This window comes from Wenzhouxiangella sp. YN9, from assembly GCF_056324165.1.
The window spans coordinates 84,985-101,761 of the sequence record NZ_JBJNIP010000046.1 but is presented as its reverse complement, the minus strand read 5'-3'; the positions used below and the strand labels follow the sequence as shown (position 1 = coordinate 101,761).

Genomic DNA, 16,777 nt, shown 5'->3' with positions numbered 1-16,777 from the left:
CTGGCGCAGACTGCGGGGCTTCCGGCAACTGGCCGATGTCGTTGCCGGCGTGAAGTTCATCGACGGAATAGATGAACGCAAAATCAGCAGGGACGCCGCTTGATGAGCCAGTGGTCATACACCAGACTTGACAGTAACTCCAAAAACTAGGCTTATGCGCAAGATCCACACCGGCGGCTGCTCTTCCACGGGCTTTCGCATAATAGATCGTCGAAGAATTTTCTCTAAAACAAATTGTTATCAACAAATATGTCAAACGAGCAACCCCCCGGAACAACAACACGTCAGCTCGTTGCGGCTACCACGGCCCGACCCATCAAGCAGACTCAGCCAAGCCTTTTGGCAAAAACCAGGTTCTCGCAGGTAGTATATAACCCAATCTTAGAATTACTCATACGCTCACAATTTACTTAGAATCATACTAATCTAGCGCATGCTTTTTGGCGATAAGAACTGCCAGAGAAATACATAAAACATATATGGAAACAGTGCGTACCAGACGATGTCACGCATTATGCTTTGCGACTCACCCCGTGCGAGAATAAATGCACTGGAAAAAAAAACCCCTAGCCAGAAAACCCGCGGAATTGGACCATTCTTAGCCCAGCGGATGAATATTTGTAGTCCGGCGCCGAAAACAAAGCAGAAGAAAGCCCCAAACACCAAGCCAAAATTTAGGTATGCCTCAGCGAGGAATGAGGAGCCTAAACCCGAGGCACCGCCTTTAGCAGCATTAGAAGGCATAAACTGCGCTGTTAATAGGTCACCAATGCCAGTATCAAGCGAGGGATGATGCGTCCAGAAAAGGCTTGGCATTATTTGCGTAAAAGCCCATAAATAAGTAGAACCAGAAAGATAACCGAGCCCCCCCTCTAACAGTTCGGTACTCCAATACATTACCCGAAAACTACGTCCCATTTCCGCGATCGCAATGACTGGAAGCTGGAATAACTCAACGTTAGCCAAATCATCAAAGGACAAGTTAAACAACCCGCCTGAGTTACGGAGTGAGGCAATAATCGGGAATGCTGCTACTGCCACAAACACGCCTATACCGATCCAGATGCGCGGGATCCTTCTTATATATAAATCCACGATTACAGCAAATGACAGCAACATCATAACCGGAAACGCACGCCGGCCAATTGCTAGATAGATTATCGACAAGGCAGCCATACACAGCACCGAAAGCAAGAGCGCGGTTGGGCGCTTCTTTCCGGCCAACAGAAAAAAAAATGTGGCCGGCACTAGAAACCCTGCAAGTATGCTACTCCAAGAGCTTAGTCCATATACCTCGCGAGACATGAAAGCACTATAGCCGCCACTTGCCACGATCTTTATTGCACTGTAGAAATACGTAACAGCCCCAGGAACAGCAATAACCAAGAAACACAATCCAGCCATCAAAAGCACTTTTGTCTGATTACGCTGATCAAGGTACAAAGGCTGTGAGACCTCACCCTTTCCTAACCCACTTTTTTCCGAAAAAAAGAACATTAGTGAGCCAGCATGAAAAACGCCCGCTAGAAATACTGTATAAGCTGATGCGCGCTCAAAAATTTTGTAATCCACCCCGCGAGGCAGAAAATCAAATTCTAAAGAGACAAGCCCCAAGGCATACAGGCTTTGAAGAGAAAGGTTGAACAGCACAGTCGCTAAAATAAACAAAGGATAAAAATCAAGCCACTGGTCTGCTGCGTAACGACTTGATGCTAGGAGATACACGCTAAAAACGAGAGCGTAAAGAGATATTCCGTAAGACTCCGATGCACCATAACTTGACGTTAGCGGTCCAGACAAGGAAAGGTCGACAATCGGAATCAGGCAGCCTACCAACGTGGACACGAATAGCACCAGCTTGCACTTTGAAACATGAAATCTCACGTTTGCGACCTTATATTTTCAATGAATTTAGCGGTGTACGCTATCACTCTAATAATAATCTCAAATATAGTTCCGCAACTGCAGCTTGGGAAAATCCGCGTAAAACGCGTTCGTTAGGATTTGAGATCGAGCCCCAGCTATCCAGCGCAATCTCTATCTTTCTGCTGATTTCGAGGGGCTTCCCGACATCCGCAAGTAAACCTTCGCCCGCGTACTTTATGATCTCTGCTGGCCCGCTCGGGCAGTCAGTCGAAACGACTGGCGTGCCGCAGGCCATGGCCTCGGCCAACACATTGCCAAAACCTTCCCAGCGCGAGGTAAGTACAAAGACAGCCCCCGCTCGCATATAGCTGTAAGGATTACGTACGAAGCCCGGCAACGCGACATCGTCTTGAATACCCAACTCCACTGCCAACTGCTCGAGCGCCTGGCGCTCTTCGCCCTCGCCGAGGATCACCAGGCGTGCCGATCTCCTTTCACGCAGCACCGCGAAGGCGCGCAGTAATGTAGCGTAATCCTTTGCAGCCGTTAAACGGCCGACGCTCAGAATCACCGGCGGTTGGTCCGCGCCGAACCACTCATGCTCGAGCGGCTCTTGGCTCATTTCGAGCATCCGTGGCGTTACCACCGGGTTGTAGATCACTCGGATTGACTCACGCGGCAGACCAAGAGTTGTCGCCAGATCATCCGCGACGCCGGCAGAGACGGCGACGATGCCATCGGCCTTTGGGTAAGCGCCGCGCATCAGCCTGGGTAGCAATTTAGTGCGCCACGAGCCGCTTTCTTTCGAAGCAACCGAGAGATGACTGTGCTCCGAGAGGATCAGACGCGTGTTCACGCCGCTAATCTGGCGCGCCCAAATTGCCAAGCAGTTGGTGGAGGCCAAGGCAGATAGCATGACCGTGGGCTTTTCGCGTTGCAAGTAGCGGACCAGTGCCGGCAGGCTCGTCATGATGCGCCTTGCCCCCAAATCCAGCACACGAACACAACTCGGCACTGAATCCTGAAATTCACCTCGCCTCTTTGTTACTACTAGATCAACGTTATAACCAGCGGCAGCAAAGCTGGTCGCTAGATTGATCATCACACGGGCAGACCCGCCAGCACTGAAGGCGGGCATGAATAATGCAATTCTCATAGGCGGCACTATCAACCCAAAGAGTTCCCCAACGCAGCATCACGATCTTTCTTCCACGAGGCGAAGCACAACCCTGTAAGATCTTCTGTCTTCTCTGGTACATTGTATAGTCGCTTCCAAAGATCAATGCGCCCCTCATGAGTAAGGGGCGGATACTGTTGGACGCGAGTATTTTTCCACCGCATGCGGTCCAGCAACCGTCGACCTGGCGCTATCCATTGTGCAGGTAGAATTCTTTTTATTGTCTGGATCGCTCTTTTTTGCCTTAGCAAACGTGCGAGCCAACGCGAGCGCGGCACCCCGGCAACATTGGCGTGTGGTAGTTCAATAGAGTGGTGATCCAATGGTTTTTCCGCGCCAATAAACTGCAGGATGTCAGCGAGAATCTCGACAGGTCTGGTGCGCAAAGCTTGGTAATCAAGCACCATTACTCGGTCATCCCCAAATAACCGCAAGAACCGACCAACGTGCTCTGGGTAGTTACTTATTCGAACCATGTGCTTCAACTGCTCGTCTTCCTGCCGAATCAATTCGTCAAACGGTGGGAGCGCAAAGCCTGATTTTATATATTGCCAGTAGTTGGAATATACGCGATCAACCGGGTTTCTAAGAATGATAATGATTCGTGCGCTCGGTATATTGTTATTAATGAGTTCGGCGCTTTCAGGATCATAGAAATAAAGTGTAGACCCTTCTCCAATAACCTGACTTTCGTGAGCGCCAACAAAATTTTTCTCGTAAAACGACCAGCCCTTCTCGAAATGACCATGCCCCGGTTTACGGGAAAAAAATCCGGGCTCTTTAGTTACCGGTATAAACACTCCCGATTGGCAGTTGAGGAGCTGACAAAGTGATGTGGTCCCGGCCTTGGGGGCTCCTACAATAAAAAACGTTGGTTTCTTTACATTTTTCATGATCATCTATCCTGTACACGTTTAGCTGTCTGTCATATTTGTAGCTACCACCCCTCAATTCGAACTAATCAGTCGAGATAGCACAAGTTATATAACTGCATTTTAGAAACACTTCGAACAGGAATGACCCTATCTTATTGTAGCTTCCTGTAGCGCCTATATTCAACGCTGAACAAAGTTAAAATAGAACCAACATTAAAACCCGGACTTCGGTGACCAGCTTTTTCTAATCATGTTTAGCTGAGGACCGTCCAGTGCCTTAGATTGCGACCGGTTAAAGTCTCCAACAAGACAACATCCTCTCTGAAGTACTCGATCAGCATCATTCGCGTCTCGCCATTCATGGCTGCTCTTCTACTATTTTTGCGATTGATGCGGTCGAACAGCGGCATGAGACCCGTGCCCAAGCGCGGCACTCCCAGACGCCGCCTGATCCGGTTCGCCCTTTTCACCGCGCGAGCTAAGGACGGCCAGCGGCGCTGGCTAGCCGCGTTAACAATGGGGAAGCTCTCGCGCCCACCGTCCTCGAGGCCAAGAAATGACAGAGTATCGCGATACACGACACCTGCATCTACCTGCAACTCATCAAGAAAAATGAGATGCACTCGATCTGTGCCACAATTCTGGTAAAGGCGCTGGAGCTGCTCCCCGAGCTTGCATGCCGGACCGTAGAGCAACAGCTTGGCATCGACACAAAGTGGAGGAACTTCCCGCCCTTCTGCCCGCGCGGTCTGAGCCTGCCAGGCGCGTTCGAATTCGTGGATATCTTCGTTTGAAGAGACTAAATGTTGACCGTGCAGCGACCATGCCATATCGACCGGGTTTCTCAGGCAAACTATAAATTTGGCATCTGGGTTGTCGGCAAGGATGTTGGGCACAGCATCCAAAGAGTACAAATACCAAACGGAGGCTTCACCGACCGCCATGTGCTCTGCTTGAACGCCCCTAAACAGCCGGTCGTATTCGGCGCGCGTCCGAGCCTGACGGTTCTTTAGGTCCGTGCTGTAGAAGTGAGGTTCTTTCACCGGCGACATGAAAATAGCCGGGTGTTCGCTGAGCCATTGCGCAAGCGCCGTGGTACCACATTTAGGAGCACCCAGAATAAAGAAATCCGTTCTTTTGTTCATCTCCAATATGTTCACCCTATAAACCAAATGCCGTAGTTTTGATGCCTAGCCGCTGGTGGGCAAAGCGCCAGAGCAAAATATTCCATACCGCCAGCGATATCGCAGTGGCCGCAGCAGCACCGACTATTCCATAGGTTGGTATCAGGGCAATATTCAGTAGCACATTGGCAATGGCGCCGATCAAAATGCCGCGCATGGTATCGCGTTCGTGCCCGGTCATATTCAGCAGCCCGCCCACAGATCCTGCAGCAGCATTGATGAGCTGGCCTATCGCAAGCACGGCAAGCGCGGGATAGCCCTGCGCGTACTCCGGCCCGAATACAACGCTGAGAAGCTCGTGCCCGAAAAACAGATACAGCAGCACGACCAGCAAGCCAAGCGCCAGAATACCCCGAGCGCTCTGGGTCACCAGGTGCTGTAGCCTGACGTGTTCACCCTGCGCGTAAAGCCGCGCAAATTGCGGCTGGACGATCACGTTGACAGCCTGCAGTCCGAAGGCTACGAGCATCGCGCCCTGCATGACGACACGGTAGACACCGACCTCGCTATCGGTACGAAACAGGCCGAGCAGCAAAATGTCCGCGTGGTGGTTAATCAGCTGCATTCCGGCGATGAGCGCCAACGGGGTCGCCGCACGCAACCAGGCGCGCGTCTCGTATTGCGGTGTGGGTCGGTCACGGACCTCTACGGGGCTTTGAGCTTGCAGCAGCACGGCACCGACAATGAAGGCAACGCCTGCGGCGACGGCGTGCAGCGCCATCGCGCCCGCTGCGTTGACGGCCAAGCCGGCGCCGAAAACAGCGGCGAGAATAAGCGAAATGAATAACCCGGGGCGAACGACGTTTTCCGTCAGCTGGCCGAGCACGACACGCCCGAGGCCGCGCAGGGCGCTGTCCCGTAGCCGCGCCAACGCAATCAGCGGCACCATGACAAGGCCGGCCCACAGCGTGCTGACCCGCGCACTACTCATGCTATCGCCCCACACGCCCAGCACGAGCAGCGTTGCGGCGGCGATGGCGAGCCCGAAGGCGAGCGTCGCCACGGTGCTCCAGCGCCAGAGCCCGCGTATCAGACCCCAGTGGCCCTGACTCTGCGCCTTGGCGGTTTCACGAACAATGAGCTGGGGAAGCCCCATGGTCGCGGGAAGCGCCAGCACGTTGAAGAGCGCATAGACGAACGCGTAGACGCCATAGCCTTCCGGCCCGAGGGCGCGGGCCAATACAATGGCGACGAGCATTGTAAGCCCCGTGTGCGTTAGCTTTAGCGCAAAGCTGCCGCCCCCGCCGCGCAGCAGCTGGGCTCGCAGTCCGTCGCCCTGAAGCAATCCACGCAAACGCTGAATAAGACCAATGATCAAAACTGTGACATCAGGTTAAAAGCACCGGTTAGACGGAGATAGAATCAGGCCGGCTGTAGGCAGGCAGCCTCAATGTAAACGGTAACTGTAACTCTCAGAAGAACTTTGAGCCTGCTATCCAGGCGCCGATGCCAGGCAAATCCCCTGACTTCAGAATGTGGGGATAATCAGCGGCCATGGTTTCGGCTTCTAAGCGTCTCCTTGGATTCCAGGTGAAGCGCATGAAGGTAGCTAACTGACTGCGCACGTTTTTCAATATTCAGCTCAACTCGCAGCTGATGAATGCGAAGGCGATGATAAGTTCTCTCGATCAGGTCTGCGACCGTTTTGATGCTATCCGTTGAGCGGCGATACTTTTCTTTGAGCATCTCGGAGCATGGGTCTGCATTTGACCATCCAGCGCCACCGAAGACCTCCTGCAAGGGAATTCCCATGGTCTGGGCGGCTTCCAGTGCAGTGCTCTGCATTCGAGTGACCAGCTGCCCCCTCTTTTCGAGCTCCGTCTTGTCTAACAATCTGACTTCATCGAGGATTTCCAGATTCATGCTGATTTCACGAAGCGCAGCCTCACGAAGATGAGCTACCGCAGCACTTCTGCGCTGCTTGGCTCCATGTTCACCATGAAGGAACTTGATGGCTTCAAATATCAGATTTTGCATATTCGATGCTCCCCACTATCAGCTTGTGCAATCCTGCTTATGGGGGATGCCGATCGACGGCGCTTCCGAACGGTTTGCAGTGAGCGGAAGCGGAGCGAACCTTTTCCGTCGTGACCCAGCTTCTTGAACTGTAGATCCAGTAGCCAAGATATTCCTTGATGGCTCTGGTGCTGTCGTGCAGCGCTTCGGCGTCCGGGAGCCAGCGCAAGAGGTAAGCAGGCTCGGGCACAACCTCGAAATCGGTTGGCGCCGGGATGGATTGGATACCGGCTTTCTTGAATGTCGCTTCGGCTCGGCGCATATGCAGGGCTGAGGTAACCAGCAGCAGTTCTTTGAGGCTCTGGTTTCGGGCTATCTTTGCCGTTTCAATGGCGTTCTGATACGTGTTGAGGCTTTTGCTTTCTTCAATGATGGCGTGCTCGGGCACCGCGAGCTGGCGCAGCAGTTCGGCGGTTTCTGCTGCATTGGAGCGCCTCTCGCTCTGCCAGCCATGGTTTCCTCCGGAGACGATGACGACCGGGGCCTTGCCGGCGTGGTAAAGACGCGCGGCGTGCCAAATGCGGTCTGCGCCCTTGCCCAGGTTGGGATACGGCCACTCGGGCGGCTGGGCCTCGAGGCCGCCACCGAGCAGAAGGATGGCATCCGCTTCGGGCAGTGCTTCAGCCGGCATGGGCTTGTAACGGTTTTCGAGGCTGGCGCGGATGGCGTCGGAGACCACTGGAAGCGACCAGAGAGTCAGCCAGGCGGTAGCCGCCATGATCAGCCCGGCGGCGGTTCGATTCTTGTTGAAGGCCCAGAACAACAGGCCCGCTGCAATCAGGCTGATACTCAGCGCCAGCGGATAAGCCAGCTGGGCCAGGAGCTTGTCCAGATAAAGGGGCAAGCGGGATCAGCGCGCGCTGTTGAGCTTTTCACGCACCGATTGGAAAAACATCAGGCCCAGTGCGGCGAACAGGCCGAGCATGCCACCCAGGATAGCTGAAAGGGCCACGATGACCTTGCCGCTTGTGCCCACCGGTTTGAGAGAACGCTGCGGCGGCAGAACTGCCTGGGTATTGCGCAGGTTCTCGAGCTGGGTTTCCAGCTCGGCTATGCGGGCTTCGGCCGGTGGAATGCGGCGCTCCTGATCCAGAAGCAGCTTTTCAAAGCGGGCTTCGAGGGCGGCGATTTTTTCTTCCTGCAGGGTTTGTTGACGCTGATTGTCTTCCAGCTCGCTGCGCAGTGATGCGCGGTTTTCCGGCAGCTTGACCAGCAGGCGTTCTTCCAGATTGGTCTGCCGGTCAATGTCGCGCTGAAGCTCGTTGTCGATGAGCATCAGTGCCATGCTGTCTGTGCCGCTTTGAACCTGCTCCCGAGCGTCACTCCGGCGGCTGCGGGCCTGCTCGATAAAACTGGACAGCTCCTCCAACCGTTTGCGGATGATTTCTTCCTGAACGTCCAGATTTTCGATTTCCGACTTGAGAAGCTCTTCCTGATCCTTGAGTTGGGCCAGCTTGTTTTTCGCCGACGACCGCTGGGCTTCCAGTTCGTTTCGCTCTACTTTGAGTATGCGTTCGTCTTCAAGCTCTTCGAGCTTTCGGCGGGCCTCTTCAAGCTGGTTCTCAATACCGAGGCGCTCCATTTGCACTTCGCGCTCATGGTCTTTTGCGAGACGCTGCAGCGCGCGGTTGTGTAGCGGGATGTAATACTTGCCGGCCTCTTCTGCGCCCTGGCTGGTCAGGACCACTAGATTGGTGTCGCTGGGTGAGCTGGTGTTGACGCTCAGGCTGGGCTCTTCATTGCCGTTGCTGTGCAGATCACTTTCAAAAGTGCGGATGGCCTCGGGTATGTAGTTTTTCTCGAGCTTGGCGACTACGCTTTGCGGGCGCTCGATTGGGACAGGGTCGCCATTGACCAGGCGAGTGCCGATCTCGATGGTGGTGGAGTATTCATAGACTGGTGTTCGAGCCAGCGCGTAGACGACGCCGATGGCAAGGCACAGTGCCGTGACGCCGAGGATGATCCATTTTTTTTGCCAGAGGGCAGCGGCGAGTTCGACCAGATCGATCTCGTCGTCGTGAGTGCGTTCGTGCGTCTCGTTCATAACGGTTTTGTGTGTTTTCGTTGAAATCTGCGGGCGCTTTTGCGGCCTGGGGCCGGTGGAGCGTCAGGGTTTTGGTGTGGCAGTGTTTTCAGGTGTGGGAGCGAGCTCCAGGTCGCGATGGCTTTGTTCGGAGGCTTTTCGCGACCTGGAGGTCGCTCCTACAGGTCAAAGGGCTCGCCGACCCCGCATTCCCGGCCGAAGAGCCGGGTTCTTCTTGGCAGCGGCTCCGCAGCTCATCCCGTCAGTGCCGGGGTTCTCCGAGGTCCCGGATAGCCGCTGCGCGGCTTCCGGGAATTCGGTGTGGGTTCGCGACCTGGAGGCCGCTCCTACAGGTCAAAGGGCTCGCCTACCCCGCATTCCCGGCCGAAGAGCCGGGATCTTCTTGGCAGCGACTCCGCAGCTCATCCCGTCAGTGCCGGGGTTCTCCGAGGTCCCGGATAGCCGCTGCGCGGCTTCCGGGAATTCGGTGTGGGTTCGCGGGTCTGGAGACCTCCCCTACACCAGGAGCTCGGTTGTAGGAGCCGATCTCCAGATCGCGATGCGCCACCCGTCGTTGCGGGTTGGGGTGTTGATAGAGCATTTCACGCTTCTTCCAGGTTTCAATGTTCAGGTTTCGGGTATCGGGTTGCTTGGTCGGTGATCAGTGGTTGAGCCAGTCCTCGTTGGCATGGCGAACGCGCAGGACGAGAATGTCTCGCTTTCGCACCATGTAGAGCACGATGTGTGATGCAACCGGGTGAACCCGGATTTCCGCTTTCAGTTCTGGCCGCACGGGAGCGGCCAACGGATTTTCTGCCAGAAACCGGAAGATCCGAAATAGCTTCTGGTGATAGCGATGCGCCTGCTCCAGCCCGAACGACGTCGCGCCATTGATATAAATCTGGATCAAGTCCTCTTCGGCGACGGCACTAAGCGCAAATGAGCTCACTCCCCCGCGGAAAGCCTGGATTGTGCCTCTTCTTCAATCTGCTCCATGGAGCGCTGACCCTCACCGCCTGTCACGGCTTCGTCAACTAAAGATTGCATCCTGGCAATCTTTTCAGCGCGATCCTGGTCACGGCGGATCAGATCACGCACGTAGTCACTAGCGTTGCTGTACCTGCCCGTGCGGGACTGCTCCTCAACCCAGGCCTTCATTGCATCTGGTAACGAAACGTTCATTGTTGACATCAGAATACCTCCTGTCGGCATTTTGGCAATCTTTGTCAATCTTTGTCAATTCTTAAAGAGCCGGGACCTTGTTAGCTCCGACTCCGCCGCTCATTCCGTCAGTGCCGGGGTTCTGCGAGATCCCGGATAGCCGCTGCGCGGCTTCCGGGAATTCGGTGTGGGTTCGCGGTCTGGAGACCGCTCCTACAGGTCAAAGGGCTCGCCGACCCCGCATTCCCGGCCGAGGCTAATTTACTCCCGTATTCCCGGCCGAAGAGCCGGGATCTTCTTGGCAGCGACGCCGCCGCTCATCCCGCAGGTGCCGGGGTTCTGCGAGGTCCCGGATAGCTGCTGCGCGGCTTCCAGGAATTCGGTGTGGGTTGCGGTCTATAGGCCGGCCCTACTGGCCTCGGGATACGCTCCTGCCCCGCCCGATGCCGTAGTAGGCCAGGCCGGCTTTTTCCATTTCTTCAGGCTCGTAGAGGTTGCGGCCGTCGAAGATGGTGCGGTCGCCGAGTCGCTCTCTAAGCTTGTCGAAGTCCGGGCTGCGGAACTGCTTCCACTCGGTGATGATGATCAGCGCGTCGGCGCCGGTCAGGGCGGTTTCAGCGCTTTCGCAGTAGTCCAGGTCGTCGCGGTCGCCAAAGATTCGGCGGGTTTCTTCCATGGCTTCCGGATCGAAGGCTCGAAGGTGCGCGCCGGCTTGCCACAGCTGGGCCATCAGGATCTGGCTGGGGGCTTCGCGCATGTCGTCGGTGTCGGGCTTGAAGGCCAGGCCCCACAGGGCGAAGCGCTTGCCGGCCAGCTGCTCGGCGCCGCCGTAGTGGTGGCAGATCAGCTCGAACAGGCGGTGCTTCTGGCGGTCATTAACTGATTCGACCGCGTGAATCAGCTCGGGCTCGATGCCGTATTCGCGGGCCGTACTGCCCAGTGCGCGAACGTCCTTGGGAAAGCAGGAGCCGCCGAAACCGGCGCCGGGATAGATGAAGTGCCAGCCGATGCGCGGGTCCGAACCGATGCCGCGGCGGATCATTTCGACGTCGGCGCCGACGCGCTCGGCGATGTTGGCAATCTCGTTCATGAAGCTGATCTTGGTGGCCAGCATGGCGTTGGCGGCGTACTTGGTCAGCTCGGCCGAGCGCACGTCCATGACGATGAGGCGGTCGTGGTTGCGGTTGAACGGGGCGTACAGCTTGCGCAACTGCTCGGCGGCGTGCGCCGAATCCGTACCGATGATGATGCGGTCGGGCCGCATGCAGTCGTCGATGGCGGCGCCCTCTTTCAGAAACTCCGGGTTGGAGACCACCTCGAAGTCCATTGTCTCGCCGCGGGCCTGCAGGCAGGACTGAATGGTTTTGCGCACCCGATCGGCAGTGCCCACCGGCACGGTGGACTTGTCGGCGATGATGGCGGGGCCATCGAGATGATCACCGATGGTCGCGGCCACCTCGAGCACGTGCTTCAAATCAGCGCTGCCGTCTTCGTCCGGCGGCGTGCCGACGGCAATGAAGATAACCTCGGCGCCGGCAACGGCCGCGCCCGCGTCGGTGGTGAACTGCAGACGGCCGGCCTCGTGGTTTTCCTGAACCATTTCCTCCAGGCCGGGTTCGTAGATCGGGATTTCTCCCTGATTGAGCCGGTCGATTTTTTCCTGATCGATATCGACGCAGGTGACGTGGTGGCCGACCTCCGCCAGGCAGGTGCCAGTAACAAGGCCGACGTAGCCGGTGCCGAAGATGGTGACGTTGAACATGGTTGGCAGTCAGTTTGTTGGTGGTGGGTTGTTTGACTTGTGGGAGCGACCTCCAGGTCGCGATGGTGTGCAGTCAAGCTCCGTAGTAGCTCTTGTACCAGCTGACGAAGTTCTTGACGCCCTCTTCCACGCTCACTTCGGGCCGATGACCGGTGGCCTGGCTGAGTTCCGCCACGTCGGCTTCGGTATCGGGCACGTCGCCCGGCTGCAGCGGCAGCATTTCCATCTCGGCTTTCTTGCCCAGTTCCTGTTCGAGCACCTTGATGTAGCGCAGCAGTTCAACGGTCTGCTCGTTGCCGATGTTGAAGATGCGGTACGGGGCGACGCCGCTGGTGGCAGGGTCGGGCTGGTCACTTTGCCAATCCGGGCTGGTTTCGGGCGGTCTGTCGAGGATGCGGACAATGCCTTCGACAATGTCATCAACGTAGGTGAAGCTGCGCTTGTGCTGGCCGTGGTTGAACACCTTGATCGGCTCACCGGCCAGAATGGCTTTGGTGAACAGAAACAGCGCCATGTCGGGCCGACCCCAGGGGCCGTACACGGTAAAGAACCGCAGCCCGGTGCTCGGAATGCCGTACAGATGCGCATACGAGTGGGCCATCATCTCGTTGGCCTTCTTGGTGGCGGCGTAAAGCGTTAGCGGATGCTCGGTGCCGGCATGCTCGGAAAACGGCATTTGCGTGTTCGCGCCGTAAACCGAGCTGGTGGAAGCGAACACCAGGTGCTTGCTGCCGTGCTGGCGGCAACCTTCCAGGATGTGCAGCGTGCCGGTCACGTTGGAACTGACGTAGACATGCGGATTCTCGGCCGCATAGCGCACGCCTGCCTGCGCGGCCAGATGGACCACGCGCTCGGGCCTGTGCTGATCGAAAACGGTTTCGATCAGATCCCGGTCGGCGAGATCACCGGTGATGTGGGTGTAGCCGGTATCGTTCCGGAACCGTTCCAGACGCGCGATCTTGAGCTTCGGGTCGTAGTAGTCATTGAGGTTGTCCAGACCGACGACCCGATGGCCGTCAGCGAGCAGCCTGCGGGTCACGTGGCTGCCGATGAAACCGGCGCTGCCAGTGACCAGAATTGGTTGTTTTGTGTTTTTGCTGGGCAATGTGGTCTGCCTTGATTGGAGAGTCGGATCAGAGCTTTTTCGCGGTCTGGAGACCGCTCCTACAAAAACATTTTGCCACCGGAGCCGTAGGAGCGATCTCCAGATCGCGATGCAGAACCCGATCAAAGCCCAATCGCGGTCTGGAGACCGCTCCTACAAAAACATATTGCCACCGGAGTTGTAGGAGCGATCTCCAGATCGCGATGCGGAGCCTGATCAAAGCCCAATCGCGGTCTGGAGACCGCTCCTGCAGGGGGCGGGCTATCGACCAACTATTCTTTTACGGCACCAATCTCTGCGCGCAATGTTTCGATTTCATCGTGCAGCGCTTGATGCTCGGCAATCTTGCGCTGCAGGAAGCGCTGGGCGACGCTGGCTTTTTCGGCCAGGCCACTGGGCGTCAGCTTGTACAGGTAGCGCTGCTTGTGTTTACTGCGGCGAAAATTGCCCGCCTTGACCCAGCCGCGATCGATGAGCGCGCGCAGGCAATAGTTGGTTTTTCCCAGGCTCAGGCCGAGCTGACGCGCCAGATCGCGCTGCGAAATTGCGGGATCGCGCTCCAGCGCCCGCAGCAGCCGGAAGCGGGTGTCGATATCAACGGGGGATTCAGGCACGCTACCGCCCTTGGGGTACCCCAAAGGCCTCGTTTTTGCGTTGTCAAGAAGCGTTCAAGATTGAACGGCGACAGTTTAGCAGCAAGACCGGCGAGCCACAACGGGCAGCGCCCACACAGCCGACATGAAAAACCGCTACGTCCCCGCGCAACTTCTGTAATGGTACCGAGGAGAGGACTCGAACCTCCACGGGTTGCCCCACCTGGACCTAAACCAGGCGCGTCTACCAATTCCGCCACCTCGGCATGGGGGGAGCATTTTAACCGCTGTGGCAAATCGAGGGGTGGCGCCGGACGTGAGATGCATCACGGTTCAGGGATTTTACGATGGCGGGAAAGAACCTCGTAGGAGCGATCTCCAGATCGCGATGCAGACCCCGGATCGAAGCCCTTCGCGGTCTGGAGACCGCTCCCACAAGAACATTTCGCCACCGGAGCCGTAGGAGCGATCTCCAGATCGCGATGCAGAACCCGATCAAAGCCCAATCGCGGTCTGGAGACCGCTCCCACGGTAACCCTTGGGTGTGGGAGCGACCTCCAGGTCGCGATGGCTACAGGCTTCAGTCCTGGCCGTCGATGACCAGCCCGCGGCGTTCGAGCAGGGGCTCGATCGACGGTTCGCGGCCGGCGAAGTCCAGGTAAAGATCCATGGCTTCCTTGCTGCCGCCCTTCGACAGAATGGTGTCGCGGTAGTGCTGGCCGGTTTCGCGGTCCAGGCCACCGTTTTCCTTGATCCACAGCACGCTGTCGGCGTCGAGCACTTCACTCCAGATATAGGAGTAGTAGCCGGCGTCATAGCCGCCCATGGAGTGCGAGAAGTACGGCGTGCGGTAGCGCGGCGGCACCGGCTCGTAGTCCAGGCCGTGGTCGGCCAGTACTTTGGCTTCGAAGTCCATGACTTCATCAGCCGCCGGGGTTTCATCGGGGGCAAGCTGGTGCAGCGCCTGGTCGATGATGGCTGCGGCCAGGTACTCGGTGGTGGAGAAGCCTTCGTTGAACTTCTGCGCCTCGATCACCTTGTCGAGCAATTCCTGCGGGATCTGCTCGCCGGTTTCGTAATGCTGGGCATAGTTGGCCAGCACTTCCGGCCAGGAGGCCCACATTTCGTAAACCTGCGAGGGGTATTCAACAAAATCACGCGGCACGGCGGTGCCGGCAAAGCTGGGGTATTCCACGTCGGAGAACAGGCCGTGCACCACGTGCCCGAACTCGTGGAACATGGTGGTCGCCTCGTCCCAGGTCAGCAGCGTGGCCTCGCCTTCCGGCGGCTTGGGAACGTTCAGGTGCATGCCGATGACCGGGTGACCCCCCAGCAGCTCGGACTCGACCTGGTAGGCGTTCATCCAGGCGCCGCCGCGCTTGTTGCCGCGGGCGTAGAAGTCGGTAATGACGATGCCCAGCGCCGAGCCGTCCTGATCGGTCACTTCCCAGGCGGTGGCGTCTTCGTGCTGCGTCGGCAGGTCCGGTCGCTCTTCGAATTTGACGCCAAACAGCTTGTTGGCGGAGAAGAAGACGCCGTTTTTCAGGACGTTGTTCATCTCGAAGTACGGCTTGATCTGATCTTCGTCGAAGGCGTAGCGATCCTGACGGACCTTCTCCGCGTAATGCGACCAGTCCCAGGATCGCAGCTCGAACGGTTCTTCTTCGGTCTCGTTGATCAGCTCCTGGATGTCCTGGCCTTCCAGGCGGGCGTTGGCCACGGCAATCGGGGCCAGCTCGCCCAGCATGCCGTTGACCGCTTCGACGGTCTGGGCGGTGCGGTCTTCCAGCACGTAGTCGGCGTGGGTGTCGTAGCCCAGCAGCCGGGCGCGCTCGGCGCGCAGCTTGACGATGTCGGCAACCACGCCGGTGTTGTCGTACTCGTTGCCTCTGGAGCCGCGGGCCAGGGAAGCTTTCTTGACCTTTTCACGGGCTTCGCGGTTGGTCATGTTGGCGATCGGCGGCTGGATGGACGTGTTGACCAGCGCGATCACGTACTTGCCGTCTTCCAGGCCGCGATCGGCTGCCTCGTCGGCTGCGGCCTCGATACGCGCATCGCTGAGCCCTTCCAGCGCCTCGCGGCTGTCGAACACCACCGCCGAGTCATTGACCTCTTCCAGCACGTTCTGGCTGAATTGGGTGGTCAGCTCGGCCAGCCGGGAGTTCATCTGCTTGAGGGTTTCCTTGTCGGCGTCGTCAAGCATTGCGCCGGCACGAACAAAGTCCTTGTAGTAATCCTCGACCAGACGCACGCCCTCGGCGCTCAGATCGAGCTCATCGCGCTTGTCGTGAATTGCCTTGATGCGGGCGAACAGATCGGCATCGAGGTGGATACTGTCGCTGTGCGCCGAGAACTTGGGCGCCATCTTGCGCTGGGTGTCCTTGAGCGTGTCGTCGATGACCGTGCTCGTCAGGTTGGAAAACACGCGGGCAATGGAGCCCAGCTTCCGACCGGAGCGCTCCAGGGCCAGAATCGTGTTGTCGAAGGTCGGCTCTTCATCGCTGCCGGCAATGGCCTCGACCTCTTCCAGATGCTCCTTCATGGCGGCATCGAAGGCCGGCAGGAAGTGCTCGGATTCGATCTTGTCGAACGCCGGCATGCCGTAGGGCAGCTCGCTTTCAACCAGCAGCGGGTTATCGGCCATGGCCTCTTCGGATTCCGGGGCCGAAGGCGACTCGGCGGCTGCCGGGGCGGCGGCCTCGGCCGGGGCCTGAGGCGTGTCGGGCGCCTCCGGGGGCGGCGGTGCCTGCTCGGAGCAGGCCGCCAGCAGGCTGGCAGAAGCCGCCAGCGTGACAAGGTTCAGCGTCTTTCTCACCACTATCGTGATCCTTAGGCTTTGGACAAGATCAGAAATGGTAGCACTGAATGGCGGACGCGTTCTTTTCCCGGCGGCGCGCGGCCCAGAGGATGGGGGAGCGATCTCCAGGCCGCGATGCAGAGCCGGAGCGAAGCCCAATCGCGGTCTGGAGACCGCTCCCACAAAAACACTTCGCCACCGGAGTTGTAGGAGCGACC

General features: G+C 57.6%; 14 protein-coding genes and 1 tRNA gene. All 15 read right to left on the bottom strand.

Annotated elements, in window-relative coordinates; translation table 11 throughout:
• Nucleotides 1–426: 426 nt before the first annotated feature.
• Entirely contained in the window at nucleotides 427–1,845 is a 1,419-nt protein-coding gene (gene wzy / locus ACEWQ0_RS01405) for an O-antigen polysaccharide polymerase Wzy (RefSeq protein WP_476484267.1), read from the bottom strand.
• 82 nt (nucleotides 1,846–1,927) lie between these two features.
• Nucleotides 1,928–3,004 carry a glycosyltransferase gene (locus tag ACEWQ0_RS01400; protein ID WP_476484266.1) on the bottom strand — a complete coding sequence of 359 codons (1,077 nt, stop codon included), beginning with the start codon at nucleotides 3,002–3,004 and terminating at the stop codon, nucleotides 1,928–1,930.
• Nucleotides 3,005–3,033: 29 nt separating this feature from the next.
• Nucleotides 3,034–3,936, bottom strand: a complete 903-nt coding sequence (locus tag ACEWQ0_RS01395) for a sulfotransferase family protein (RefSeq protein WP_476484265.1) — start codon at nucleotides 3,934–3,936, stop codon at nucleotides 3,034–3,036.
• 236 nt (nucleotides 3,937–4,172) lie between these two features.
• A complete protein-coding gene (locus ACEWQ0_RS01390; protein WP_476484264.1) occupies nucleotides 4,173–5,063 on the bottom strand; it encodes a sulfotransferase in 891 nt (296 codons plus the stop codon).
• A 16-nt stretch (nucleotides 5,064–5,079) separates the two neighbouring features.
• Nucleotides 5,080–6,387, bottom strand: coding sequence for a flippase (locus ACEWQ0_RS01385; protein WP_476484271.1), 1,308 nt, complete (start codon nucleotides 6,385–6,387; stop codon nucleotides 5,080–5,082).
• A gap of 200 nt (nucleotides 6,388–6,587) precedes the next feature.
• Nucleotides 6,588–7,079: a hypothetical protein gene (locus tag ACEWQ0_RS01380; RefSeq protein WP_476484263.1), complete on the bottom strand. Its 492-nt coding sequence runs from the start codon at nucleotides 7,077–7,079 to the stop codon at nucleotides 6,588–6,590.
• A gap of 37 nt (nucleotides 7,080–7,116) precedes the next feature.
• The gene (locus ACEWQ0_RS01375) at nucleotides 7,117–7,962 is read right to left on the bottom strand and encodes a YdcF family protein (RefSeq protein ID WP_476484262.1); all 846 of its coding nucleotides are present in this window, start codon (nucleotides 7,960–7,962) and stop codon (nucleotides 7,117–7,119) included.
• Nucleotides 7,963–7,968: 6 nt separating this feature from the next.
• Nucleotides 7,969–9,162 (bottom strand): Wzz/FepE/Etk N-terminal domain-containing protein, encoded by a 1,194-nt coding sequence (locus tag ACEWQ0_RS01370; RefSeq protein ID WP_476484261.1) that lies wholly within the window; start codon nucleotides 9,160–9,162, stop codon nucleotides 7,969–7,971.
• A gap of 640 nt (nucleotides 9,163–9,802) precedes the next feature.
• The gene (locus ACEWQ0_RS01365; RefSeq protein WP_476484260.1) at nucleotides 9,803–10,090 is read right to left on the bottom strand and encodes a type II toxin-antitoxin system RelE/ParE family toxin; all 288 of its coding nucleotides are present in this window, start codon (nucleotides 10,088–10,090) and stop codon (nucleotides 9,803–9,805) included.
• Entirely contained in the window at nucleotides 10,087–10,332 is a 246-nt protein-coding gene (locus tag ACEWQ0_RS01360; RefSeq protein WP_476484270.1) for a type II toxin-antitoxin system ParD family antitoxin, read from the bottom strand. The genes ACEWQ0_RS01365 and ACEWQ0_RS01360 overlap by 4 nt, the downstream gene beginning before the upstream one ends.
• Nucleotides 10,333–10,711: 379 nt before the next feature.
• On the bottom strand, nucleotides 10,712–12,064 hold the full coding sequence (locus ACEWQ0_RS01355) for a UDP-glucose dehydrogenase family protein (protein ID WP_476484259.1): 1,353 nt from the start codon (nucleotides 12,062–12,064) through the stop codon (nucleotides 10,712–10,714).
• A 73-nt stretch (nucleotides 12,065–12,137) separates the two neighbouring features.
• Nucleotides 12,138–13,169, bottom strand: coding sequence for an NAD-dependent epimerase (locus ACEWQ0_RS01350; RefSeq protein ID WP_476484258.1), 1,032 nt, complete (start codon nucleotides 13,167–13,169; stop codon nucleotides 12,138–12,140).
• 272 nt (nucleotides 13,170–13,441) lie between these two features.
• Entirely contained in the window at nucleotides 13,442–13,783 is a 342-nt protein-coding gene (locus ACEWQ0_RS01345; protein WP_476484257.1) for a MarR family EPS-associated transcriptional regulator, read from the bottom strand.
• 160 nt (nucleotides 13,784–13,943) lie between these two features.
• Nucleotides 13,944–14,028, bottom strand: a tRNA-Leu gene (locus tag ACEWQ0_RS01340).
• A 314-nt stretch (nucleotides 14,029–14,342) separates the two neighbouring features.
• Nucleotides 14,343–16,577: a M3 family metallopeptidase gene (locus ACEWQ0_RS01335; protein WP_476484256.1), complete on the bottom strand. Its 2,235-nt coding sequence runs from the start codon at nucleotides 16,575–16,577 to the stop codon at nucleotides 14,343–14,345.
• Nucleotides 16,578–16,777 lie beyond the last annotated feature (200 nt).